Source organism: Paraburkholderia sp. SECH4 (assembly GCF_030511745.1).
GTDB classification, from domain to species: Bacteria; Pseudomonadota; Gammaproteobacteria; order Burkholderiales; family Burkholderiaceae; genus Paraburkholderia; species Paraburkholderia madseniana.
The window spans coordinates 68,331-92,475 of the sequence record NZ_JALOCP010000003.1 but is presented as its reverse complement, the minus strand read 5'-3'; the positions used below and the strand labels follow the sequence as shown (position 1 = coordinate 92,475).

The 24,145-nt window shown below is 62.3% G+C and carries 22 protein-coding genes and 1 pseudogene; 8 read left to right on the top strand and 15 right to left on the bottom strand.

Annotated elements, in window-relative coordinates; all coding sequences use genetic code 11:
- Positions 1 to 42: 42 nt before the first annotated feature.
- A pseudogene (locus M0D67_RS05910) lies at positions 43 to 156 on the bottom strand (MgtC/SapB family protein); the annotation flags it as partial.
- 192 nt (positions 157 to 348) lie between these two features.
- On the opposite strand from M0D67_RS05910, the gene M0D67_RS05905 reads away from it, so the two are divergent.
- On the top strand, positions 349 to 1,458 hold the full coding sequence (locus M0D67_RS05905) for an AGE family epimerase/isomerase (RefSeq protein ID WP_266238272.1): 1,110 nt from the start codon (positions 349 to 351) through the stop codon (positions 1,456 to 1,458).
- A 54-nt stretch (positions 1,459 to 1,512) separates the two neighbouring features.
- On the opposite strand, the gene M0D67_RS05900 is transcribed toward M0D67_RS05905, so the two are convergent.
- Positions 1,513 to 1,743 carry a hypothetical protein gene (locus tag M0D67_RS05900; protein WP_233464700.1) on the bottom strand — a complete coding sequence of 77 codons (231 nt, stop codon included), beginning with the start codon at positions 1,741 to 1,743 and terminating at the stop codon, positions 1,513 to 1,515.
- 263 nt (positions 1,744 to 2,006) lie between these two features.
- Here M0D67_RS05900 and M0D67_RS05895 point away from each other — a divergent pair, with 263 nt between their 5' ends.
- The gene (locus M0D67_RS05895; protein WP_007178724.1) at positions 2,007 to 2,210 is read left to right on the top strand and encodes a cold-shock protein; all 204 of its coding nucleotides are present in this window, start codon (positions 2,007 to 2,009) and stop codon (positions 2,208 to 2,210) included.
- A 112-nt stretch (positions 2,211 to 2,322) separates the two neighbouring features.
- Here M0D67_RS05895 and M0D67_RS05890 read toward each other — a convergent pair whose 3' ends face one another.
- Complete coding sequence (locus tag M0D67_RS05890) at positions 2,323 to 3,945, bottom strand: methyl-accepting chemotaxis protein (RefSeq protein WP_266237819.1); 1,623 nt, start codon at positions 3,943 to 3,945, stop codon at positions 2,323 to 2,325.
- 267 nt (positions 3,946 to 4,212) lie between these two features.
- Here M0D67_RS05890 and M0D67_RS05885 point away from each other — a divergent pair, with 267 nt between their 5' ends.
- On the top strand, positions 4,213 to 4,647 hold the full coding sequence (locus tag M0D67_RS05885; protein WP_154557986.1) for a PaaI family thioesterase: 435 nt from the start codon (positions 4,213 to 4,215) through the stop codon (positions 4,645 to 4,647).
- A 147-nt stretch (positions 4,648 to 4,794) separates the two neighbouring features.
- Here the strand turns inward: M0D67_RS05885 and M0D67_RS05880 are convergent, their stop codons facing one another.
- The 9 genes from M0D67_RS05880 to M0D67_RS05840 form a co-directional block, all read right to left on the bottom strand.
- Positions 4,795 to 5,643 carry an ureidoglycolate lyase gene (locus tag M0D67_RS05880; RefSeq protein ID WP_266237815.1) on the bottom strand — a complete coding sequence of 283 codons (849 nt, stop codon included), beginning with the start codon at positions 5,641 to 5,643 and terminating at the stop codon, positions 4,795 to 4,797.
- A gap of 62 nt (positions 5,644 to 5,705) precedes the next feature.
- Positions 5,706 to 6,449: an SDR family oxidoreductase gene (locus tag M0D67_RS05875; protein ID WP_266237813.1), complete on the bottom strand. Its 744-nt coding sequence runs from the start codon at positions 6,447 to 6,449 to the stop codon at positions 5,706 to 5,708.
- Between the two features lie 55 nt (positions 6,450 to 6,504).
- The gene (locus tag M0D67_RS05870) at positions 6,505 to 7,335 is read right to left on the bottom strand and encodes an amidohydrolase (protein ID WP_266238270.1); all 831 of its coding nucleotides are present in this window, start codon (positions 7,333 to 7,335) and stop codon (positions 6,505 to 6,507) included.
- 7 nt (positions 7,336 to 7,342) lie between these two features.
- Positions 7,343 to 8,383, bottom strand: coding sequence for an aldo/keto reductase (locus tag M0D67_RS05865; protein ID WP_266237810.1), 1,041 nt, complete (start codon positions 8,381 to 8,383; stop codon positions 7,343 to 7,345).
- Positions 8,384 to 8,557: 174 nt separating this feature from the next.
- Positions 8,558 to 9,874, bottom strand: a complete 1,317-nt coding sequence (locus tag M0D67_RS05860) for a UxaA family hydrolase (RefSeq protein ID WP_054034919.1) — start codon at positions 9,872 to 9,874, stop codon at positions 8,558 to 8,560.
- A 42-nt stretch (positions 9,875 to 9,916) separates the two neighbouring features.
- On the bottom strand, positions 9,917 to 10,270 hold the full coding sequence (locus M0D67_RS05855) for a UxaA family hydrolase (protein ID WP_266237806.1): 354 nt from the start codon (positions 10,268 to 10,270) through the stop codon (positions 9,917 to 9,919).
- A gap of 25 nt (positions 10,271 to 10,295) precedes the next feature.
- Positions 10,296 to 11,351 (bottom strand): ABC transporter permease, encoded by a 1,056-nt coding sequence (locus M0D67_RS05850; protein WP_266237804.1) that lies wholly within the window; start codon positions 11,349 to 11,351, stop codon positions 10,296 to 10,298.
- Positions 11,341 to 12,861 (bottom strand): sugar ABC transporter ATP-binding protein, encoded by a 1,521-nt coding sequence (locus M0D67_RS05845; protein WP_266237802.1) that lies wholly within the window; start codon positions 12,859 to 12,861, stop codon positions 11,341 to 11,343. Before M0D67_RS05845 ends, M0D67_RS05850 begins: the two co-directional genes overlap by 11 nt.
- Positions 12,858 to 13,907, bottom strand: coding sequence for a sugar ABC transporter substrate-binding protein (locus tag M0D67_RS05840; protein WP_266237800.1), 1,050 nt, complete (start codon positions 13,905 to 13,907; stop codon positions 12,858 to 12,860). The genes M0D67_RS05845 and M0D67_RS05840 overlap by 4 nt, the downstream gene beginning before the upstream one ends.
- Before the next feature lie 310 nt (positions 13,908 to 14,217).
- Between M0D67_RS05840 and M0D67_RS05835 the strand changes: the two genes are divergently transcribed.
- Entirely contained in the window at positions 14,218 to 15,006 is a 789-nt protein-coding gene (locus M0D67_RS05835; protein ID WP_266237797.1) for an IclR family transcriptional regulator, read from the top strand.
- 77 nt (positions 15,007 to 15,083) lie between these two features.
- Complete coding sequence (locus M0D67_RS05830) at positions 15,084 to 15,629, top strand: hypothetical protein (RefSeq protein WP_266237795.1); 546 nt, start codon at positions 15,084 to 15,086, stop codon at positions 15,627 to 15,629.
- Positions 15,630 to 15,735: 106 nt separating this feature from the next.
- Here M0D67_RS05830 and M0D67_RS05825 read toward each other — a convergent pair whose 3' ends face one another.
- The gene (locus M0D67_RS05825) at positions 15,736 to 18,228 is read right to left on the bottom strand and encodes a GNAT family N-acetyltransferase (protein ID WP_266237793.1); all 2,493 of its coding nucleotides are present in this window, start codon (positions 18,226 to 18,228) and stop codon (positions 15,736 to 15,738) included.
- Between the two features lie 349 nt (positions 18,229 to 18,577).
- On the opposite strand from M0D67_RS05825, the gene M0D67_RS05820 reads away from it, so the two are divergent.
- From M0D67_RS05820 to M0D67_RS05810, 3 genes are all read left to right on the top strand, one after another.
- Positions 18,578 to 19,468, top strand: a complete 891-nt coding sequence (locus M0D67_RS05820) for a LysR substrate-binding domain-containing protein (RefSeq protein ID WP_266237790.1) — start codon at positions 18,578 to 18,580, stop codon at positions 19,466 to 19,468.
- Positions 19,469 to 19,700: 232 nt separating this feature from the next.
- Positions 19,701 to 20,978, top strand: a complete 1,278-nt coding sequence (locus M0D67_RS05815; protein ID WP_266237788.1) for a type II toxin-antitoxin system HipA family toxin — start codon at positions 19,701 to 19,703, stop codon at positions 20,976 to 20,978.
- 1 nt (position 20,979) lies between these two features.
- Entirely contained in the window at positions 20,980 to 21,294 is a 315-nt protein-coding gene (locus tag M0D67_RS05810; protein ID WP_266237786.1) for a helix-turn-helix domain-containing protein, read from the top strand.
- A 4-nt stretch (positions 21,295 to 21,298) separates the two neighbouring features.
- Here M0D67_RS05810 and M0D67_RS05805 read toward each other — a convergent pair whose 3' ends face one another.
- On the bottom strand, positions 21,299 to 22,900 hold the full coding sequence (locus M0D67_RS05805) for a peptide chain release factor 3 (protein ID WP_266237783.1): 1,602 nt from the start codon (positions 22,898 to 22,900) through the stop codon (positions 21,299 to 21,301).
- Between the two features lie 319 nt (positions 22,901 to 23,219).
- Positions 23,220 to 23,873: a fimbrial protein gene (locus M0D67_RS05800; protein ID WP_266237781.1), complete on the bottom strand. Its 654-nt coding sequence runs from the start codon at positions 23,871 to 23,873 to the stop codon at positions 23,220 to 23,222.
- Positions 23,874 to 24,145 lie beyond the last annotated feature (272 nt).

The following is a 24,145-nucleotide window of genomic DNA, read 5'->3' as shown; positions in this document are numbered from 1 at the left end:
CGCCCGCCCCTGCCGAAGCCATTCGCCGAGGTTTTTCCGTCTTTAAGACGACGCCTCGCCCTGCCGAAACTGCTTGACGCCGTGCAACTGACGCAGGCGCGAGCAGATCGCTTCATATTCGGTATTCGACACGCGGTGCAACGTGATCACTGTGACGGAGTGCCAGCGGCAGCCGTTTGCTTTATGCTTGGCCGCACGTCGCCGCGCGGGTTGCTGGGACGATCGTCGTGCCGCTGTCGAACTGCCCTATTGCGGGCCAATCAGCACCCACGATCGCCGGCGGCGCGCGCCGTGGCAAGAGCCAAAACCCGCACGCGCTTCGAATGACCGCGTTTGACCAACCGAACTATGCAGAGCATGACCCCTTTCACCGCTTCGACCATCCCGCTTGCCACCACACTGCGTGATCACTTCACTCACGTCGTGCTGCCGCTGTGGCGCGGACCCGGTTTCAACCCCGTGCTGAAGCTGCCCTACGAAGCGGTCAGCGCCGAGGGTCCCGAACCGTTGCCCGCGGAGCGTTATCGGGCGATGGCGTGCGCGCGACAATTGTTCGTGTTCTCGCAAGCAGGCGATGCAGCGCATGCCCAGGTGCTGTTCGACTCGCTGATGCACGCCTTTCAGGACACGCGCAACGGCGGATGGTTCTATAGCGTGGATGCGCAGGGCGCGCCGCTCGACACGACCAAAGACTTGTACACGCATGCGTTCGTCGTGTTCGCCTGCGCGGAATATGCCGGCCGTTCCGGCAACCGCGACGCGCTGGAAGTCGTGCATCGCACGTCGTCACTAATTCAGTCGCACTTCGCGGCCGACGATGATCTGTTCAACGCCGCACTCACCGCGGACTTCGCCAGCGTGACCGGCACGCCGATCCAGAATCCCTTAATGCACCTCACCGAAGCCTGGTTGGCCGCCCGCGAAGTCACGCGCGACAACGCCTTCGACGCCGCGTTGCGCCGCCTCGCCGGCGCCATCGCGCATCACTTCGTGCATGCGCCGACCGGCTGCGTCGCCGAATTGCCGATTGGCGCGGACGACAACCGTCTGGAACCGGGGCACCAGTTCGAATGGTTCTGGCTGGTCAAGCAGGCGGGTGCGTTGTTCGAAGCCTCAGGTCTCGACGAATCGCTGACGCGCGCGTTCAGCTTCGCGCAGCAATATGGCGTGGACCCGCAAACGGGCGGCGTGTACGCCTCGCTCGACGAAACCGGACGCATCAAGGACGCCACCCAGCGGATCTGGGCGCAGACCGAGTACCTGCGCGCCCTGGCGAGCCATGACGACCCCGCTGCGCACGCCGCGCTGCCGCGGCAAATCGAACTCTTCAGGCAACGCTTCCTGCGTCCGCAAGGCTGGTTCGAATGCAAAACGGCCGCCGGTGATGTGGTGCGCGCCGACATGCCGTCGACCACCCCCTATCACCTCGCGACCGCCTATGACGCCTTGCCGGGCTAAGTGCCGGCCGCCGTCTTCCCGGGCATCGGCGTCAAAAGCCGACTGACCGGTCAATCAGTATTCTTCGCGTTGCCAAGGTCCCCAATCGGCGTCGGCAGTTTTGAATCGCGTGTAGGTCGCGCTGTGTCCGGTGGGGGTATCCGATGTGTCGCCGTGCGGCTTTTTATCGGTGGTGTGAAGGGCGAAAGCCTGGTGCTCTTCGGTATCGACCGTGATACGGCCGACCGGATCCGGGGCGCCTTCTTGAGGTGATTTCGACTCCAATATCGCGAGATAGGGGGTCAAACGACTCCAGAATGAGGTAAGTTCATCTTGCAAATAATGTGTCAATGTTTTTCCTGGAAGAGTAATACAAGCAGTTTACCCTACCGGCTGGGCCCCCTTGGAAAATGGTTTCCGAACCTCAAAAGGGTCCAATCAGGGGAATACCCGAATACTTGTTGATTGGCGTCCATCATAAAGACGTGATACAACTCGTACTTCGCGCTCGATCTCGTGTTGAGAAATAGCGGTCGCGAATGCAACACACAACATTTACTGGATTAAAAATGGCAACAGGTACTGTGAAGTGGTTTAACGATGCAAAGGGCTTTGGCTTCATCACCCCGGACGACGGCGGCGAAGACCTGTTTGCACACTTTTCGGAAGTTCAAGGCAGCGGCTTCAAGTCCCTGCAGGAAAACCAGAAAGTGACGTTCGAAGTCAAGCAAGGCCCGAAGGGCAAGCAAGCTGCGAACATCCAGCCGGCCTAAGTACCTTCCGGTACGTTGAGGCACCCTTAGGCGCTTGCGTCTAATGCAAAATGGCCCGCTTTGGCGGGCCATTTTCTATTGCAGATGCCCTCTTTTTGGGCACGTTCGCGGTCTAGATCGCCCGCATTCCTGACGGCGCAAACGCCGCCGTTTGCCCGCGCAGATCGTCCATTTGTTGCATTCGCAACACAGTCTCAGAAATTTCGAACACGGAAACGGCGTCCTTCAATTGCTGCGTCTGCTGATGCAGCGAGGCTGCCGCTGCGGCGGCTTCCTCGACGAGCGCCGCGTTCTGCTGCGTCATCTCGTCCATCTGCACCACCGCCTGGTTGACCTGCTCGATGCCCGTGCTCTGCTCGAGCGACGACGCGCTGATTTCCGCCATCATCTGCGTGACGCGCGAAATCGACGCGGAAACGTTGCTCATCGCCTCACCGGCATGCTCGACCAGCGCCGAACCGCCCTGAATTTCGGCGACGGATTCGCTGATCAGCGTCTTGATTTCCTTCGCCGATTGCGCGCTGCGCTGGGCGAGCCCGCGCACCTCGCCCGCCACTACGGCGAAGCCACGGCCCTGTTCGCCCGCGCGCGCCGCTTCGACGGCCGCGTTCAGCGCCAGGATATTGGTCTGGAACGCGATGCCGTCGATCACCGAAATGATCTCGGCGATCTTGTCCGAGCTTTGCGCGATGCCGCGCATCTTGTCGACCACCTCGTTGACCACTTCGCTGCCGCGCGAGGTCGCCTCCAAGGCGGTTTCGGCGAGGGCATTGGCTTCACGGGCGTGATCGGCGTTCTGGCGCACCGTGGCGGTCAATTCCTCCATGCTCGACGCGGTTTCTTCGAGCGATGCCGCCTGGTTTTCCGTACGTGCCGACAGATCGGCGTTGCCGGTGGCAATTTCGTCGGCGCCGAGATGAATCGAGTCAGCGGATTCGCGCACGGTTTGCACGGTGCGCGCCACGCTCGCCTGCATTTTCGCGAGGCCCGAGAAGAGGCGGCCGATCTCATTGGTACCGCGCGAAGCGATCGGCTGGTCGAGACGCCCTTGCGCGATGCGGTCGAAGTGACGGCCGGCTTCTTCCAGCGGCGCCACCACGCCCTTACGGAGCGCTGCGTACACGCCGAATGTGCCCGTCACCAATGCCAGCAGGATCGCGATGCTGACGGCGCGGAACGTGGCCATGCGGGTGTCGATCGAATCGAGCGACGCGCGGCTCGCGGCGGCGCCGAATTGCACGAAGTTGTGCGACTCCGCGAGGTACGCGTCCTGGAAGCCTTGGGTCGGCTGGTCGAGAAAGGCCTGGATATTGTTCGAGTCGAGAAACTGCACCAGTTCCGCAAGCGCGTCGTGCAGCTTTTTGTAGCGCTCGGCGAGCGCCGCAGCGCGGGTGCTGTTTTCGTCGCTGGTCTTCTGCGCGCTCATAAACGCGCCGAACGACTGGTCGGCCGCCGTCAGCTGTTCGCGGGCATGCTGCACGATGTCGGCCGGCTCGGCGCCGCCGCGCACCATGCGCGTACCCGCCCGCGACAGGTTGATGCGCGCATCCATCAGATGCTGGGTCGTTTCATTGACCGCGTCCACCTGCTTCAAGGCGATATTCGACAGATCACCCACGTCGTCATGCGTGCGCGTGAGCGACCAGAATCCCAAACCCACCGTGACAAGCTGGAAAACGCAGAACGCGGCCAGAACACACAACAGGCCGGATGCGACCTTGATCTTGCTGAACATCGTGAACACCTAAAGCAAAGAATGACGGGACCTACGTCAGGGTTAACGGCAAGGCCAAACTTTGCTTGAGATCAATGTCGTCAAAAATCGTCTTACGTCCCCTTTTCATCGGCCAACTTCGCAATTCCCGTCATTTTTCGCAACAATGCTGCGCAGATATTTTGGATTCACCTTGACGCGATGCGTCGGCGCTTCCTAGAGTGGGTAGGGACTGCACAATGGACGCCGGTGCAGATGCCACTGCGGGCTACGCCCGAAGGAATCACAATGACCGACATCCTCGACCGGGCGCGCGGCGCACTGCATGCCCAGCCGTTCAGCATGCTGCTGGGCACCGAACTGATGCACACCGGCACCAACGAACTGACGCTGTGTCTGCCGATCCGCGACGAGTTGCGGCAACAACATGGCTTTGTGCATGGCGGTGTCATCAGTTATCTCGCCGACAATGCGCTGACGTTCGCCGGCGCGCTGTCGCTGGGGCCGAAGGTCGTGACCGGCGAGTACAAGATCAACTATCTGCGGCCGGTGATGAACGGCACGCTGATCGCGCGGGCGAAGGTCGTCTACGCGGGACGCTATCAGGCGACCTGCCAGTGCAATGTGTATGTGATGGACGGGCAGCGCGAGAAACTCGTCGCCGTTGCGCAAGGCACGATCAATCGCATCAGCGAGAACGGCGAGCACGAGCCGGCGGGTTGAACGGAACCGTGCATTGGAGATGGGACGGGCGAGTCATAAGGCTCACACCGGGGTACATAAAAAAACCGCGCCTGCTGGGAAGCAGGCGCGGTTTTTCATTCTGAACGGTGCCAATTGTGCGGCTTACTGCACCGTCTATCGCACCGCTTATTCCGCCGCGTAAGTCTTCTGCGTCTGTTCGCCGAGACCTTCAATACCGAGACGTATCGTCTGGCCTGGCTTCAGATACACCGGATTCGGCTTCACGCCCATGCCGACGCCCGGCGGCGTGCCCGTCGAAATCACATCGCCCGGTTGCAGGCTCATGCACTGCGACACATACGACACCAGCTTCGCGACGCCGAACACCATCGTCTTCGTGCTGCCGTTCTGATAGCGGTGGCCATCCACTTCGAGCCACAGGCTCAAGTTCTGCGGATCGGCGACTTCGTCGCGCGTCACGACCCACGGGCCGATCGGGCCGAACGTATCGAAGCCCTTACCCTTGTCCCACGTGCCGCCGCGTTCGATCTGCCATTCGCGTTCCGACACGTCGTTGATCACGCAGTAACCGGCGACGTAGTCGAGTGCGTTGGCTTCGTCGATATATTTCGCGGGCCTGCCGATCACCACGCCGAGTTCGACTTCCCAGTCGGTCTTCTTCGAGCCGCGCGGAATTTCGACGTCGTCGTTCGGGCCACTGATCGCGCTCGTCCACTTGTTGAAAATCACCGGTTCCGCCGGCACCGGCAGATTCGATTCGGCGGCGTGGTCCGCATAGTTCAGCCCGATGCAGATGAACTTGCCGATCTTGCCGACGCACGGTCCCATGCGCGGATTGCCTTCGACCAACGGCAGCGAAGCCGGATCGAGTGCACGCAGCTTGGCGAGGCTTTCGTCGCTCAGCGCGGCGCCGTCGATATCGCCAACCACCTTCGACAGATCGCGAATCTTGCCTTGCGCGTCGAGCAGGCCCGGCTTTTCCTGGCCTTTCGGCCCATAACGAAGCAGTTTCATCGTTGCACTTCCCTTTCCGTTCAGTGGTATTCGGTTCGTGTTTCAGCGTTGATCAGTGTGCGTCAGTTCGACCAGCCACCGTCGATCACATGCGCGTGGCCGGTGGTGAACGACGATTCGTCGGACGCGAGATACAACGCCAACGCGGCGATCTCTTCCGGCTTGCCGATGCGACCCATCGGCTGACGCGCGACAAAGGCTGCCTGCACGGCCTCTAGCGTCGCGCCTTGCGCTTTGGCCTGCTCAACGATCCGCTGTTCGAGCGACGGCGAAGCCACCGTGCCCGGGCAGATCGCGTTACAGCGTACACCACGTGTAATGAAGTCTGCAGCGACGGACTTGGTCAACCCGATCACCGCGGCTTTCGACGCGCTGTACGCAAAGCGGTTCGGCACGCCCTTCACGCTCGAGGCCGCCGACGACATATTGATGATCGAGCCGCCGCCCTTCTCCAGCATGGCAGGCAAAAACGCGCGGATCATCCGGTACATCGCCTTCGCGTTCAGGTCGAAGGCGAAGTCCCAATCTTCTTCGCTGCATTCGAGAATCGAGCCGGCATGCACGAAGCCCGCGCAGTTGAACAGCACGTCGATCGCGCCGAGTTCGGTGGCCAGCGCCTTGATCGCCGCGTTGTCGCGCACGTCGAGCTTGCGCGCTTCGACCGGCTTGCCGGCGAGTCCGTCGATGCGGATATCGGTGGCGATCACGCGCGCGCCTTCGCGCGCGAACATTTCTGCGGTGGCGAGACCGATACCTTGTCCTGCGGCGGTGATCAGGGCCGTCTTGCCGGCCAGTCTTTGTGTCATCTGCGACTCCAGTTGAATGGGCTTTCTCTTGTGTTCGTAACTCGTCTTCGTCACATCAAAGTCGATAAAACGCAGCGGCGTTGCCGCCGAAAACCGCCTCTCGCTCGGCCTCGCTCAAGGACGCGAGCAAGGTGTTCGCCACTGAGTGCCAGACCTGATAGTCGCCGTTCAGATCGAGCACCGGCCAGTCGCTGCCCCACATCAAACGCGAGGGACCGAATGACTTCAGCAGATGCTCGACATACGGATGAAGCGTTTCTTCGCTCCAGCCGGGCGACGCTTCGGTGACGAGTCCCGACAGCTTGCAATGCACTTGCGGCAACTTTGCGAGCCGAGTGATTGCGTCGGCCCATGTTTGCCAACCCGCGCGACCGTAACGAATCGGTGGCTTCGCGCCGTGATCGACGACGATGCGCAGCGCGGGGAAACGCGTCGCGAACGTTTCGAAAGGCTCGACGTGCCGCGCGTAAATCAACGCGTCGAACGCGAGGTCATGCTCGATCAGTGCTTCGATTGCGGGCGCGAGATCGGGATTCGCAATCCATGTATCGTCGGGTAGATCCTGCAGCATCGGCCGCACGCCTTTGAACTTCGGCTCATGCGCTAGCGCTCCAATCACAGCCGGTGCCGTGGGCAGCAACAACGGCACCCAGCCGACTACACCGGCAATCGATGGCTCATGCCGCGCGATGTCCAGCAAGTAGCGCGTCTCATCGATAGTCGGCGCCGCCTGCACCACCACCGTCCGTTCGACGCCCGCTGCTTCTCGCAGTGGCTTGAGATCGTCGGGACCGAACGGCCGGTACAGGATTTTCAGTTCCGGCGTGAGCCACTCGTAGTCGCCACGAGCGGGGTCCCAGTAGTGCTGGTGAGCGTCGATATGTATCGTCAAATCAATCCTCCGGCGCGGGCGCGCGGCTGTCGAGCAAGCCTTTGTCACGCAACGCGGACCACAGATCCGCTGGGATCGGCTGCTCGAACGACGCGGCGTTCTCACGCAATTCGTCGGCACTGCGCGCGCCGGTCAACACGGTTGCGACCGCCGGATGCGCATACGGAAACTGCAAAGCCGCGGCGGCAAGCGGCACGCCATGCACCCGGCACACCGCTTCCAGCCGCGCGACGCGTTCGATGATTTCGCTCGGCGCATCGCCGTAATTGAATTTCAGATCGCCTTCGACACCGCGCGCCAGAATGCCTGAGTTGAATGCGCCGCCTAACAGGATGCTGACGCCGCGTTGTTCACATGCTGGGAGCAGGTCGTCGAGCGTGGTCTGTTCAAGCAGCGTATAACGGCCCGCGAGCAACGCGCAATCGATATCGAATTCGGCCATCACGTCGAGTATTGCCGCGCCTTCGTTGACGCCGAGCCCGACCGCCTTGACCGCGCCCGAGGAGCGCAGATCATCGAGCGCACGAAAGCCGCCGCCTTCGGTGAGTTGCCGCCAGTAATGGGGGTTCTTGTCGCCATGCGTGACAACGCCAATATCGTGCACCAGCAGAATGTCGATATCGACGATGCCGAGACGCTGCTGGCTGTCTTCGAACGAACGCAGAATACCGTCGTGCGTGTAGTCGAAGATCGCCTGGAACGGCAGCGGGTCTTGCCAGCCTTCGCTACCGTCGTAGGGCGTGGTGCGCGGCACGAAGCGGCGCCCGACTTTCGTGGACAGCACGTATTCACTGCGCGGATAGCCGCGCAACGCGTCGCCCAGACGGTGCTCAGCTTTCGTGTGACCGTAGTGCGGCGCGGTGTCGAAAAAACGCACGCCGGCGTCCCACGCAGCGGCGATAGTCGCGTGCGCTTCTTCTTCGGACAGATCGCGATACAGGCCACCCAGCGGCGCCGTACCGAGCCCCAATCCGGATACCTGCAATGCACGACGGCCGATGTTGCGCCGCTGTTCGATCTTCGAACCGATCTTTGCCGTCATGGACCACGTCTCCTATGTCGACCAGAGTTGGCGCTTTAGCGCTTACTCTGGTCCCATGCAAAGCTGTCGACCAGAGTTGGCGCTTTAGCGCTTACTCTGATCCCGTTTATGTTTTAGCACGTGCCGACGATATTTGCCCGCTGCGTGGCCTCGGACTCGTCGCAAATGGACCTCTCAGTGCGGCTCGATCGCGACAACCCGATGCGGCGGTGCGGCGCTCGACGGCAAACAAGCCGGGCCCACTGGTTCGAAAGTCTTGTACGTCAGGATGAATTCCTGATGACCGAGCATTTCCGATTTCGACGCCGCACCGAGCGACACCGCCACAGTTTGCTCGAACACCTCGCGGCCGACTTCGTCGAGCGTGCCGCGGCCTTCGAGAATGCGGCCTGCATCGACATCCATATCGCCGGCGAGATTGCGGTAGGTCGCGGGATTCGCGCACACCTTGATGACCGGTGAAATCGCCGAACCGACCACCGATCCGCGTCCAGTCGTGAACAGAATCACATGCGCGCCGCACGCGATCAGTTCGCCGATTTCCGCGTTGTCGCTAATGTTTGGGAAGCCGAAGCGCGGTTCGCCGTCAGGCACAACGTCGAGAAGATAGAGGCCACCGGTCGGCGGAACGTCGCCGGGTTTGATAATGCCGACAATCGGCGACGCGCCGCTTTTCGCATACGCGCCTAACGATTTCTCTTCCTGCGTGGTGAGGCCGCCGTCCGCATTGCCGACCGCAAAACTGCCATGCCCGAGGATCGAGTAGTAGCGCGCCGCCTTCGCAACGCAAGCGACAATTTCATCCCCGAGTTCCGGCCTCGCGGCACGCGTTTTCATATGAAACTCGCAGCCCACCAGCTCGCCGGTTTCTTCGAAAATGCAGGTCGCGCCCGCGTCGATCAGATGATCGAACGCACGGCCCACGGCCGGGTTTGCGGTAATGCCGCTGGTTCCGTCCGAGCCGCCGCAAATCGTGCCGATCACCAGTTCGCTCAGCGCCATCGGCACTTTCTGCTGCGCAGCAAGTTGCTTGCGTGCGTCGCGAATCCAGTCGACGCCGTATTGAATCGTGCTGCGTGTGCCGCCTTTTTCCTGAATCGTCAGGACTTCGACCGGACGGCCGCTCGCGCGCACCACGTCCACAAGGTAATGCTTATTCATGCTCTCGCACCCGAGCGACACGAACAGCACCGCGCCCACGTTGGGATGCGTGGTGAGGCGCTCGAGCATCTTTTCGGCGTACCCATTCGGATAACAACCGGGAAAGCCGATCAGATGCACTGGTGGCTCGCGTTCGGCTGAAGGATCGTCGAACGCGTCGAGCGGTTCGCGAAACTGCGTGACGATCTCGCGCGCAACGTGATGCGCGCACTCGACCAGATAGGCCACCGCAACCACATTGCGGATGCCCTTGCGGCCATCCTTGCGCGGATAACCCTGCAACAAGGGCTGATGCTGCGCGGCGGCGGATGCTACGGAAGTGTCAGTCATGATCATTCCAGCGCGGCGCAAGGCCACGTCAATGTGCTCAATTCAGTGATGGACGAACTCATGGCCCGCGTCGTGCGTATACGTGGGCAGGTAATCGCTTTCGAGGTTGTGCGTATGCAGATGCGCACCGCGCGCCACCGCCTCGGTCACGTGACCGATCACCGCGCCGTAACGCAGCACCTTGTCGTCTTTCGCGAGTTCATGGCGCGCGACCTTATGGCCGAGGTCGATGGTTTTGGTGAACGTCACGCGCTCGCCCTCGATCTCGACTTGCGTGCCCGCATCGAGACGCGCCGCCGCGATCAGGCAGTTATCCGCGGGACTGAGCAGGATCAGGCGTGGGTCGGTTTGCAATGTTTGGGGCGTTTGCGGCGTTTGCGTTGAGCGGCTGGTCAAGTGCGTTCTCCGTTATGCATGTGCATTAGTTCTGGCCTTCACCGCTGGCGAGCCGTGCCACCATCAGCGAGCCGAGGATGATCGCGCCGTAGATCGCCTGAATCCAGAACGACGGCACTTGGGCCAGCGTCAGCAGGTTCTGCACGACGCCAAGCAGCAACACGCCGGTGAGCGCACCGAGCATCGAGCCCTTGCCGCCGTCGAGCGAAATGCCGCCAATCACCGCCGCCGCGAACACCGTGAAAATCATGCCGTTACCCTGGTTCGCGTTGATCGCCCCCACGTACCCGGTCACGATCAGACCGCCCACCGAGGCCAGCATACTGCCGAGCACGAATACCCCCCACGTAATGCGCTCGACGCGAATCCCCGCCGCGCGCGCCGCTTCCGGATTACCACCGATCGCATATAACGCGCGGCCCAGGCGGTGATAGCGCAGCACGAACGCAGCGATGGCAAACGCTGCCGCCGCGAGCCACACCGACAACGGCAAACCGAGCACGATGGTGGTGGCGAGCGAGAAGAACGACGGCGGCATATCGAACAGCGTGCCGCCTTTGGTCGCGCCGACCAGCATGCCGCGCAACACGATCAGCATCGCCAGCGTGACGATGAAGGCGTTCAGCCGCAACCGCACCACCAGGAAACCGTTGACGAAGCCAATCACCGCGCCGACCACGAGGATAGCCAGCAAACCCGCCGCCGCCGGCCATTGCATCCCGAAGCCCGCGGACGCAGCCGGCATCACCAGCATCGCGCCGATAGCCGGCGCAATGCCCACCGTCGATTCGAGCGACAGATCGAACTTGCCGGTCAACACGATCAGCGATTCGGCGAGTACGACCAACGCCAATGCCGCGGACGCCCCCAGCACGCTGATCAGATTCGCCTTCGTCAGAAAGCTCGGGCTCACAAACGCGCCGATCACGAGCAACAGCGCAAGCGCGGGCAGCAACGCCAGTTCGCGCAGCCGGGCAAGTTCGCTGCGAGCACGTTTGCCGCGCGTCGCCTGTGCGACGGGCTGCGGCTGTGCCTGACCTTGTGGGGTACCGAATGCAGGGCTGGGCACACTATTCTTCATGGAGACTGACTCCTTCAACGGATGCGATCAGGTCGTGGTCTTGCCAACCCGCGGGAAATTCGGCCGCGACACGGCCACGGAACATGACCAGCACACGGTCACAGGTACGCAGATCGTCGAGTTCGCCGGACACGACCAGCACGGCCTTGCCCTCCTCTCGTACGCGATCCACGACTGACAGCAACGCTTCTTTCGATTTCACATCGACGCCTGCCGTGGGGTCGATCAATACAAGCACGTTCGGATCGGTGGCGAGTGCGCGCGCCATCACGACCTTCTGCTGATTGCCGCCCGACAGCCCTGACACGACATGCTCAGGGCCTTGCGCAACGATGCCGAGCGCGCCGATCATCTTCTGACCGAAGGCGTTCTTTTTCGCCGGCGGCGCAATGCCGAATTTGCCGAGCAGGCGCGCGATCGTCATCGAGGCGTTTTCGGCAACCGATTGCGTCAGCACCAGGCCTTCGTGATGGCGATCCTTCGGCACGCAGCCGATGCCGTGCGCCAGCGCAGCAGGGACATCGCCAGGCGGCAGCGTCACACCATCCACACTGATCGAGCCGCGCCTGGCCGCACGCAAACCGGCAATCGCTTCGGCCACGCTGGTGCGGCCGCTACTCGTTGCGCCGGTCAGCCCTACCACTTCGCCGCGCTTCACCGTGAACGACACACCTTCGTAATCGGAACCCACCAGATCTTTGACTTCCAGCGCAATGGCAGTGTCCGCCGGCAACGCATCGCGCGCCGCCGCATCGGCGACGGCCAGGCCACCACGCTCGCCGGTCATCGCTTCGATCAACTGCTCGCGTGGCAACGCGGAAACCGGCGCACTGACGATATGCCGCGCGTCACGCAGCACCGTCACCGCCTGGCAGATTTCATAGACTTCCTGCAGGTGATGAGAAATAAAGAGGAACGTCACGCCTTCGCGCTGCAACTCGCTGATGCGGCGGAACAGGCGCTTGATTTCGTCGCCGTCGAGCTGCGCGGTCGGTTCATCGAGAATGATGAAGCGCGCACCGTACGACAACGCCCGCACAATCTCCACGAGTTGCCGGGCTTCCACGCTCAGATCGCCGGCGCGCACATCTTCGCGTACGTCGATCTTCCAATGATCGAGCAACTCACGCGCATCGCGGCGCATGGCGCGCCAATCGATCACGCCCCCGCGTGACGGCTGCCGATTGATGAACAGATTCTCCGCGACGCTCAGATCGCGAATGATCGTCGAATGCTGATAAACGCAGGCCACACGCTCGCGCCATGCATCGCGATCCGCAATCGACGGCGCGGCCGCGCCGCCAAAACGCACCTCGCCGGTATCGGGCTTGCGCAGGCCGGTGAGGATCGACACCAGCGTCGATTTGCCCGCACCGTTACGCCCGACGAGCGCATGCGACTCGCCGGGCATCACGCGGATACTCACGTCTTTCAACGCGGCCGTGGAGCCGAAGCGTTTGGTGACCTCAAACGCTTCGACGACCGGCACGGAGGGCGTCGGCTCGCTCATTTAACGGTGTTGCCCCACAACGCTTTGTCGTCGACATTCGACTTCGTGACGAGCGGTGCGGGCAATTGATCTTCGAGAATGCCCGGCGCCAGCTGGACGATGTTGCTGCCGTGATCCGTCGGGCCCGGCTTGAACGTCTGTCCGGCCAACGCCGCCTTGATATAGAAGAGACCGTATTTCGCGTAGGAATCGGCAGGCTGCGAAATGGTGGCGTCGATATCACCGCGACGGATGGCCTCGAACTCCTGCGGAATGCCGTCGTTACTGACAATCACGACGTGCTTCGCATCGCCGGCCGGAAACAGCATCTGCTTGCGGCGCAACGTTTGCAGCGTGGGCGACAGATAGACACCACCTGCCTGCATGTAGATTGCCTTCACGTCAGGATTCGCGGTGAGCAGACTGTCGAGCGCGGTAGCCGCGACATCACCCTTCCAACTTGCCGGAATCTCCAGCAGCGACAAACCCGGGAAGCCCTTCAGACACGAGCGGAACGCTTCGGACCGGTCGCGTCCATTCACCGACGCCAGGTCGCCCATGATCTGCACGACCTTGCCCGACTTCACATGCTCGCCGATGTACTTGCACGCTTTCTCGCCGTAGGCGCGATTGTCGGCGCGCACCACCATCGCCACCTTGCCTTGCGTCGGCGCGACGTCGACGGCGACCACCGGCACGTTCTTCGACGATGCTGCATCGAGCGCGCGACTGATCGCAGCCGAATCCAGCGGGCCGACCACGATGCCCTTCGCACCGAGGTTCAGCAGGTTGTTCATGTCGGTGATCTGCTGGGCCGGATCGCCGTTCGAATTGACCGGTGCGAGGATATCGATGCCCATGTCCTTCGCGTACTTGGGCAGATAGTTGTTGTACGACTGCCAGAACGGCGACGTGAGAAGCGGCAGACCGAGGCCGACCTTGCCGGCGTCAGCGGCGTGTGCCGCACCGCTGACGGCGAGGCCGGCGACGCAAGCTGCCGCCGCAACGGCGAACAGCGAACTCTGGAACAAACGGCGAGCCGGGTGCGGCCCTTTCGCGAACGACATGGTTGTCTCCTGTGTCGGTCCGGAGTTAGCGCTTTAGCGCTTACTCCGGCCCCATGCATGCGTTGTGGGAACTGCGTGAACCCGCCATGCGAGTGGTGGGCACTTGGTCCTGCGCTTTCTTATGAAGTATTGGTGTGCGTTAATTCACCAATGAACGTATTATTCATATACGGACTTTTCGAAGTCAAGCGATGTGCACTGCAGCACATCTCGGTGTTTCCCCTGGCGCAGTGCCACCTCGCGCAAGATTCGCCCCGCACTTACACTCACGCGCCAGATAATGAGAACAACACACGGAACCTCGCTCGCTATGGACGCAGAAGACAAAGACGACGCCGACCGTTACCGCGCCCCCGCGTTGGACAAGGGCCTCGACATCCTTGAACTGCTCGCCGAGCAGAAAGAAGGGCTGACGCGCGCCGAAATCACCAAGCTGCTGGGACGCAACGCGAGCGAGATGTACCGGATGCTGGAGCGTCTGGTCGCACGGCAGTACGTGGTGCGCTCGGCGGCGGGCGACCGTTATTCGCTGAGTCTGAAGCTGTATGCACTCGCGCATCGTCATCCGCCGATGAACCGCCTGATCTCCGAAGCGCTGCCGCTAATGCAGCGCTTTGCCGATGCGGCCGAGCAATCGTGTCACCTTGTGGTGTACGACCGCGGCAATCTGCTGGTGATCGCTCAAGTGGACGGGCCGGGCACATGGGGCATGTCGGTGCGGCTCGGCTCGCGGGTCGGCCTGATCGATACGGGTTCGGGCCGCGTGATGCTCGCGTTTCAAAGCGTCGAGCAGCGCGACCAGATGCTGGCCGAACACACCAAGGTGAAAGGCGAAGTCACGATCGATCGTGACGCGTTGGAACAGGCATGCGAGCGGATTCGCGCGGCAGGTTTTTCGCAGAAGGACAGCCAGCAGACGTTCGGCGTCACGGACGTCACGTTCCCGATCCAGGGGCCGTCAGGCCAGGCGATCGCGGTGCTCACTTGCCCGTACTTGCGGCGCATCGACGAATACGTTGCGCCGACTCTGGAGGCGGCAACAGCGCTGCTACGCGAGACAGTGCAGGCGCTATCGATGTTTCGGGAAGAGGCCGTTTAACGCACATGGTTTAGAATGGCGACCCTTTCAAAAATCACGCCGCAGGGGTCTCCTCATGCGCGCTCAACGATCAAGCAATGGCGAAACTTCTGACCGATTCCGAATTCCTGCGTTTTTCCGAACTCCAGCAGAAGCAGTCGAGCTTCACGATCACGCCTGAAGAAGCCGACGAACTGCGCGACATCGTCGCTCATGCGCAAAAGCGCCGTGACGACCGCGCAGCAGCGATGCACAGCATCGAGACCTTCATTCAGCAATTCGACATCAGCCCGGACGAGCTGTTTTCGGCCGAGCAGATCGGCGACGCCGCGCGCACCTTCGGTCTGATTCCGGCTGCGAAGAAAGAGCGCGTACTGCCGCCGCAGTTCACGTTCAACGGCAAGCCGTATCAATGGACAGCGCGTCCGCTGCCGGACGACATCCGCGTGCCGCTGTTCGACGCCTTCAAGGCGGGTGAATCGGTGAAGTCGTTCATCGCGACGCTGAAGGACGCGAACCGTTGCGCGGCGACGATCGCGCGTCTGGAACGCGAAACCGGCGCTGTGTACGCTGAGGCGCTGCTCGAAGAGTTGTCCGTGACCCGCACGCAGGTCGACGAAGCTGCGACGAAGCTGCCGGCTTAAAGACTGAAGTCACAACGCCTGGGGCCGCGAATCGCCGCGGCCTGGCGTCATAGTCATAGCGGGCGGTCTTGTGTCTGTGAGCTTCGGCAAGCGCCGTCCCGCCAACTTAACCTTGCGCCGGTTCATCCAGCGCCATCCTGAAGCCGACCACGCCCGGATCTTCCGTCGGCGTGATGGTGAAGCCGCAGGACTTGGCTAGCGCAATCATCGGCGCGTTCTCCCGCAACGCCTCGCCGACCAGCCAGTGGGTGCCGCGTGCCCGCGCATACTTGATGATCCGATCCATCAGCAATTGTCCAAGGCGCCGGCCTTTCTGGTCGGAGCGCACCGCGGCGGCGAACTCGGCTGTCTCGTTGTCGGGATCGGCGACGGCACGCACAACGCCGAGCGTGCGCGTAAAGCCGTCTTCGCTGGTGACCGTCGCGATGAGTGCCATTTCGCGGTCGTAGTCGATCTGCGTCATGCGAGCGAGCTGCGAGTGATCGAAGCTGCCCACTGCGCCAAAAAAACGCAGGCGTAAATCTTCCGGCGTCATTGCTTCCACAAAATCGTGGTGCGCGGCTTCGTCTTCTGGTCGGATCGGCCGGACCGTCACACGTAGACCCTGCCAGTCGATCGTCTCTTCGAAACGGCGCGGGTACGGCACGATCGCGAGCCGGCTGCGTGTCGACGCGAGGCTGAGGGTAGGCTCGACTACCACCACGTGGTCCTTGAATACGCACAGCGTCAACGCCAGGCCGACGATCTCCTTGACGTCGCAGACCGCCTGCGAAAGCGCCGTCAATGCGGTTAATGCCGGCTCGGGATCGATCAGGCGCGCGTAGCGCGAGTGCATGACCATGTCGCGCGCGAGCATCGGATTAAGTGGCGGCAAGCCGTAGAGGCGCAGCGGCTCGGACACGCCATCCGCAGAAGGCGCGGTGAAGCGGAAGACGGGACCGAAGTTGTCGTCGTCGTGAAGTTCGACGGCGATGGCGACAACCGGCTTGCGCGACTGTGCGGCGACCAGTTCCTCGCAATCTGTCTGTGCCGGCGCTGCGGCTGATTGCTGCGCGGCTTGTTGGGTTAGCGCTTGCGTCGATCCTTGCGTAGCGCCTTGCGCCGAGGATCCTTTCGTCAGGTCGCCCCTTTGCGTTTCGACCCTCAGCCCAAAACGCTCAAGAAACTGTGCCGCTGCCGCCCCAGTTAGTTGGTGCTCACCTGCTGCAAGCGCGGCGCGGGCCTGCGCCTGAGCGGCGTCGATTGCTTCGGGTATCTGCGCCGGCAAACCTTCCGGCGTCTGCATCAGCAACTCGCGTCCCATCCGGTAGTCGACCAGACGCGCAAAGGCGCGCGCAAGCCGCTGCGGCGTCGTATGAACCGGAATGCCTTGCGCGTGCAGCGCGTCGCGGGTCGCCGCGTCCACGCCGCCGAAAAAGCACGCGAGTAGCCCGCGATACGCGAAGCGCTGATTCGCGATCAATGCCTGCGCGACCTCACCGACCGGCGCGCCATGCGTCGACGCGTGGACCACGAAGGCCGTGCCCGTGCTGCGATGCTCGGCGAGCAGCTTGAGCGCGGTACCGAAATGCTCGGGACGCGCATCGTCGCCGAGTCTTAGCGGGTTGCCGGCCACCGCGTGCGGCAGCGCTTCGCTTAGCGCCGCATCCGCTTCGGCGGGCCACGGCGCGAGCGTGTCGCCGGCGGCGGCGAAGGCGTCGCAGGCGAGCGTAGCGAGGCCACTGTCGCTGGTGATCAGCGTCGCCGTCGCGCCTGCCGCCACCCGGCCCACGCCGAGCGTTTCGATTTCATCGAGCAGATCGTCGAGCGAATCGACGCGCACCATGCCCGCGCGGCGGAATGCAGCCGTGTACAGCGCGTCGGCCGGATCGGCGCGGCCTGAGCGCAACGCCAGCACTGGCTTGTTGCGCGCCGCCGCGCGAGCCGCGGACATGAATTTACGCGCGGCGCGCACCGTATCCAACTCCAGGAGGATCGCGCGCGTGCCGGGATCGCTCGCCAGATAGTCGAGGACGTCGCCGGCATCTACGTCGGCTTCGCCACCCAGCGCCACGGCGTGCGAAAAGCCAAGGCCGCGCGCATGCGCCCAACCGAGCACAGCATTCGTCAGTGCATTCGACTGCGACACCCATGCCACACCACCCGCCTTCACCGTGCACGACGGCGCACCGAAATGCGCGTGCAGCGCCGGCGACACCACTCCGAGACTGCCCGGCCCGACGATCCGCAGCAAATGCGGCCGCGCCGCCGAGAGCGCATGCCGGAGCTGCAAGCGGTCCTCATCGCATCGCACCTCGCCGGCGATGATCGCCGCGCGCGTGCCCAGGCCGCCGAGCTTGTGGATGATGCCGGGCCACGTGTCGGGCGGTGTGCAGATCAGCGCGACGGTAGGCGCTTGCGGCAAATCGCCCACATCGCCGATGACCTTGCGTCCGCCGAGCGTCTCGTATTTCGGATTGACCGGCCAGATGGGGCCGTCGAAGCCGCCTTCCAGCACACGCGCCCACACCATTGCGCCGGTGCTGCCCGGACGCTCGGAAGCGCCGATCACAGCGACGGATTTAGGGCGGAACAGGGCGTCTAGGTTGCGAACGGTCACGGGCGCTCCAGCGGAGTGTGAAGTAGGCACGGCGGCCAGGTGGCGCGCGTCTTCGTCAGGATAGGCGAAGTCGAGGGCTTGCGCGGCTGCGGTTCTGAAAACGCGGCGTGACGTAGACGAAATCCCGCTTGATCCGCGCCAACGCACGCCAGAATTTTTTTAGCGCGATCAGGCAAAATATCGAGCCTGAATGCGACAATCCTATGGATGCCCGAACAGCCCGTTTGCCTTTGACAGGTGCGGGCTGATTGATGGCGGCATGGCGCGTCGGAGACAACGCGCGGCACGAACATGGATTCCGCGAGCAGGCACGCCTGCTCCGAACGAACAAAGAGACAGAAGGTGATTTATGCGGCGCTTGCCATCGCTGATCGCGTTGCGCTTCTTTGAAGAAACAGCCCGGCACATGAGCTTTAACCGTGCGGCCACGGCGCTGTGCGTCACCCAAGGCGCGGTGAGCCGGCAGATCAAGCTGCTCGAGGAATCGCTCGGCGCGAAGTTGTTTGAGCGCGATCACAAGGGTATCCGGTTGACGCCCGCCGGGCTGCAATTCCTGCCTTGCCTCTCCGAGGCCTTCGACACCATCGAGCGCGGCTTCCGTCAGATCACCGCAGCCAAAGGGCGGCGGCGTCTCGTCGTCGCCGTGCCGCCCACCTTTGCGACGCAGTGGTTCTCGCCTCGGCTCGGTTCGTTGGGAGACGAATTGCCCGATGTCGAACTGTCCGTTCGTACGTCGCCCACGGAAGACTGTCACTGCGTCATCCGCTTCGGCCGAAACGCACTGGCGGGTGCACATTCCGAATTGCTGATGACGGAGCGCCACGTACTGGTCGGCGCACCGGGTCTGCTCAGCGAATCACTCGACATGCTGCTCGAACACTTGCCCGCGCTGCACGTGCTGCATAACGACGCCCGCCTGGACCTATGGCCGAACTGGCTGGCGAAGGCTGGCCTGCCCGCACGCTACGCGGAAAACGGCATCGAGTTTTCTACGCTGGAGCAGGCGATCCGCGCCGCGCGTAAAGGCGCGGGGCTGGCGGTGGTCGATCGAAACATGATCGTCGAGGAACTGGCGGACGGGAGTCTCGCGCGGTTTTCCGATGTTGAAGTAGCCGGGCCGTATGGCTACTGGCTCGACGTGGCGCAACGCCACGCGGCGCTTGAACATGTGCAAGCGTTTGCAGGGTGGATGCGGGAAGAGGTTTTGAAGATGATCAACAGTCCTCGTGGGGTCCACTAAATCGCTTAAAAGCCCAAGCGAGGGTCGTAGCGTCGGCAAGCCGCTCCCCACCCCGGGGCAGCGTACGCTCACAAACACAGTTACGCGACATGCGACTAAGCGACTACCGTAACGGTGACGATCTGTTCTGGCGCAATCCAGCCACTGATTCGGCCAAAAAACGCTTATAAGAAGCACATAAGCAATTGTTCGCCTTATCGTGCTACATTTATGAGGCACAAGGAGTTGCCTCATGGATTGCACCCTACAGATATTCCTGGACGATCGCTGGGTCGACTGCGCGCAGATCGAACTCAACGGCGGCCTTTGCCAGTGGAATCACCTGGTTGAGTACGCCATCGAACACCCAAACACCTCAGTGTCACTGGCTGAGCCTGTAGATCTGGATATCCGCGCAGCCCAGACCCTGCCCGCGTTCCTCTATGACCTCGTCCCACAGGGGGGCGGCCGTCGCTTCCTGCTGGGTGAGCTGGAACTACCGGATGGCCCTGACGCGGATTTTCCGCTGATCTGCGCGGGCGCCTTCAATCCGATTGGCCGGATCCGCGTTGCCGAGGCCGTCAACTATTTTGACGCGCACGTGGGGCGGCACGCGGACGCGCGTGGTCTGCCCGGCCTGACGATCGACGAAGTCGTCGTTCGCAGCGCGGATTTCGCGGAAAGAATGTTCCTGCACGGGATGCTGGGCACCGGCACCACAGGGGTTCAGGGCGCGGCGCCGAAATACCTGCTAACCCGGGACCGCGCGGGCCTGCTGCATGGTGATGCCATCCTGCCTGATGCCGATGCCACGCAGCACTTGATCGCGAAACTGCCGCGAGGGAATAGCGCGGCCGACGACAAGGTCCTGCGCAATGAAGCAGCGTACATGCGGGTGGCTGCCGCGTTGGGTATCCGCACGCACGCGGATTTGCCGACCCTTCACGGAGACGTTCTGCTGGTTCCGCGCTTCGACCGGATCGCGCGCGACGGGAAAGTCGTGCGCCTCCATCAGGAAAGCGTGGCATCCATTCTGGGGCTACCCGGTTTTGACCAGCGACCGAGCCTCTTCGAGGTCGTGGCCGGAATCCGCAAAGTTGTGAGCGATCCAGCAGCCGAAACGCTCGAATTCATCAAGCGGGACGTACTCAATCTGGCGATGCGCAACACGGACAATCACGCGCGCAATACGGCTGTGCAACTGGCCGAAGGCAGAGTTCAGCTCACGCCCCTGTTTGACTTCGCGCCGATGTACCTCGATCCCGAGTTGATCCCACGTGCATTGAGGTGGTATCGCCCGAACACCCGGGCTGAGCTGACGGACTGGACCGACGTGCTCGCGGCGTTGCCTGTACCTGACCACGAACGCCGAATGCTCGCCGCGGAGTTGAGCCGGTTTGCCGTACAGATCGAACGCCTGCCCGACACCATGGCAGCGCGGGGGGTCGATCACGACATCATCGAGTTCCTGACGCAGTACATCGATACACAGGCCCGACAACTGAAAGCTCTTCAACCCTTAGAGGCCTAGCATGCCCCGTCGGATTCGCCCCACCCGTGAAGAGCAGAACGCCCTGCGCCGCGCTTTCTACGAAAGGATCGCCCGGGGCGATATGACCATTCCTGATGCCATGAAAGCGATGCGCAAGATGACGGGCCTGACCCAGGCGGAATTCGCCGCGCACCGAGGCGTCAGCCGCCGAGTCATCCAGGACATCGAGCGCGGGACCGGGAATCCGACCGTCGACTCGCTTAACAGCGTTGCGAAGCTTTTCGGCCTGCAGGTCGGATTCGTCCCAATCAGGCGAAACGAACCCGCTTCACCGACCTCAATTAGCGGCCTATGACGGCTTACATCGCCTTCTTGAACGGCGCGCCCGAATGCTCGCGCAGTTCATTAAAGACAATCTTCGGCCACGCCTTCTGCGCGACTTCAATCTCCGACACATGCGATGCCAGATACGTCGGCGCATCCGATGCATCGAGCGCAATCCGCGCCGCGTACGAATCCGTGAAACGGCGCAGTTCGGCTGCATCGTCACACGTCACCCAACGCGACATGCGATAGCGCGCCGGCGCCATCCGCACGTCGACCTTGTATTCCGTCGACAAGCGGTGCGACACCACTTCGAACTGCAGTTGACCCACCGCGCCAAGAATGATCAAACCGCCGACTTCCGGACGGAACACCTGAATCGCGCCTTCCTCGCCGAGCTGCTTCAGCGCTTCGCCGAGTTGCTTCGCACGCATCGGATCGACCACTTCGACCGTCTGGAAAATTTCCGGCGCAAAGAACGGCAAGCCGACGAACTGCAACAGCTCGCCTTCAGTCAGCGTATCGCCGAGACTCAGCGTGCCGTGATTCGGGATACCGATGATGTCGCCCGGATACGCCTCGCTGACCGTCTCACGACGCTGCGACAGGAACGTCACCACGTTATTCGCGCGGAACGTCTTGTTCGTGCGCGTCACCTTCACGGCCATGCCGCGTTCGAAATGCCCCGAACACACGCGAATGAACGCCACGCGGTCGCGGTGCGCGAGATCCATGTTCGCCTGCACCTTGAAGACGACGCCGGTGAACTTCGGCTCGTCCGGCATCACCGGACGTTGCACCGTCATCCGCATCGACGGCGGCGGCGCCAGATCGACCAGCGCGTCGAGAATTTCCTTCACGCCGAAGTTATTGATCGCCGAGCCGAACAGCACCGGCGATTGTTGACCCGCGAGGAACTGTTCGCGATCGAAATCAGGCGACGCGCCGGTGATCAGGTCGATTTCTTCTTTCGCCTTGACCCAGCTATGGCCGAAGCGACGTTCGCCTTCTTCGTCGCCGAGCGCTTGCAGCGTTTCGACGTCGCCGCCCGCCTTATCCTGCCCGGCGCGGAACAGGCGCACCTGATCGCGCTGGATGTCGTAGACGCCCTGGAATTCCTTGCCCATACCGATCGGCCACGTGAACGGCACGGCGGCAACGCCCAGATGCTGCTCGATTTCGTCGAGCAGTTCGAGCGGCTCGCGCACTTCGCGGTCGAGCTTGTTGATGAAGGTGACGATCGGCGTCTTACGGCTGCGGCAGACTTCGAGCAGCTTCAGCGTTTGCGCTTCGACGCCGTTGGCGCCGTCGATCACCATCACGGCGGCGTCGACCGCCGTCAGCACACGATAGGTATCTTCGGAGAAGTCTTCGTGGCCCGGGGTGTCGAGCAGATTGATGACGGCGTCACCGTACTCGAACTGCATGACCGAACTGGCAACGGAAATGCCGCGCTGCTTTTCGATCTCCATCCAGTCCGAGGTCGCGTAGCGATTGCTCTTGCGGCCCTTCACGGTACCGGCGATCTGAATCGCGCCCGAGAACAGCAGCAGCTTTTCAGTAAGCGTGGTTTTGCCCGCGTCCGGGTGGGAAATGACCGCGAACGTGCGGCGGCGTTTGAGTTCGGAGACTGACATCGGGTCTGGCGGTCACGGATAGGGGTTCAGGCGGTCTTCGGAAGCTTGTGGCTGCCGGTCTGCCACGTCTTGCGCGGCGGCGCCGAACTGCGAGAGCCGGTCTGAGACCCGCTTCACGCGGCAAGTCCGCCGCGTCGCAACCAGATTACGAACGAGCGTTTGAAAATGCGGGAATTGCCGGCACAGAACAGCGCAGGGAACGAATGATACACGTCATGGGGGCGGACGGCAGGAAATGCGGATTGAGGGGCAGATGCTGTACGGTCCCACGGATTCCCGCGCCGATGCGAAGGGCGGCAGATTGCCGCCCTGTCGGAGACTACTGATATGACATCGTAAAGGTTGCGACGCCGTTGACGGTACCCGCCTTGACTTTCGCGTCCGTCTGGACGTATCTCGCCGAAAGCGGGATGTCCATCGGACCACCGGAAGAGGTGCCCGCCTGCCACTGATTCGTGTTACCCGCCGCTGATGAATCCGGTCCGAACGCGACCGGCGTACCTTGGTTGAGCACCTGGAGCGCGACACCACTCGCCGTTGAGCCGGATTTCAGAGCAAGTGTAGTGCTTGTATTGGCTGGGTTAGCGTTATCCGTCAAAGTAATAAAGACCTTAGTGCCGGCACTCGGGCAATTGAGCGTGATTGGAAAAGACTTCTCTCCAGCGGTAGAACCAATGCCGGTTAGCGCGCTCGCCTTGATGGGGTCCAATGGGACGCTGGGCGATGGACTTGTCACGGTGCACGCGGTAGAACTAATGGACGAGGAGCCAGCTACCTGCGCCACAGAAACCAGGCCGGTCATACTACCGGTTCCTCCGACGTAAAACGTAATCGCATAGCCGCCGGTGCCGTTCAGCGTGAGCGTGCCCAGCTTGGTGATAGGCCCCGTCTTGACCAGTTTGAGCTCGACATACAGTTGACTAGTGAACGTGAGCGCACCATCAGGGACGGTATAGGTGGAGTTCAAAGTCATACCGTCGACCGCTCCGCCACCTGACAGAGACATGGTGTAACCGATTCCCGATATAGACGTCGAGCCGGTCCAATTGGTGGTACTTCCGAAGGGGCCGTTACTCGACCATCTTATCAGTCCGCCTCCGCTACAATTTGCGTACTTCTTGCCAGCTGTTGCTCCGACCACCGCAACAGGTTCTGTAGTAGCGAGTACAGCACCATCTGGGGCATTGGGCGGTACAACGATCGTTGTTGGGAGTTTGATCACCACTTCGGGGGCGTACCACCCGA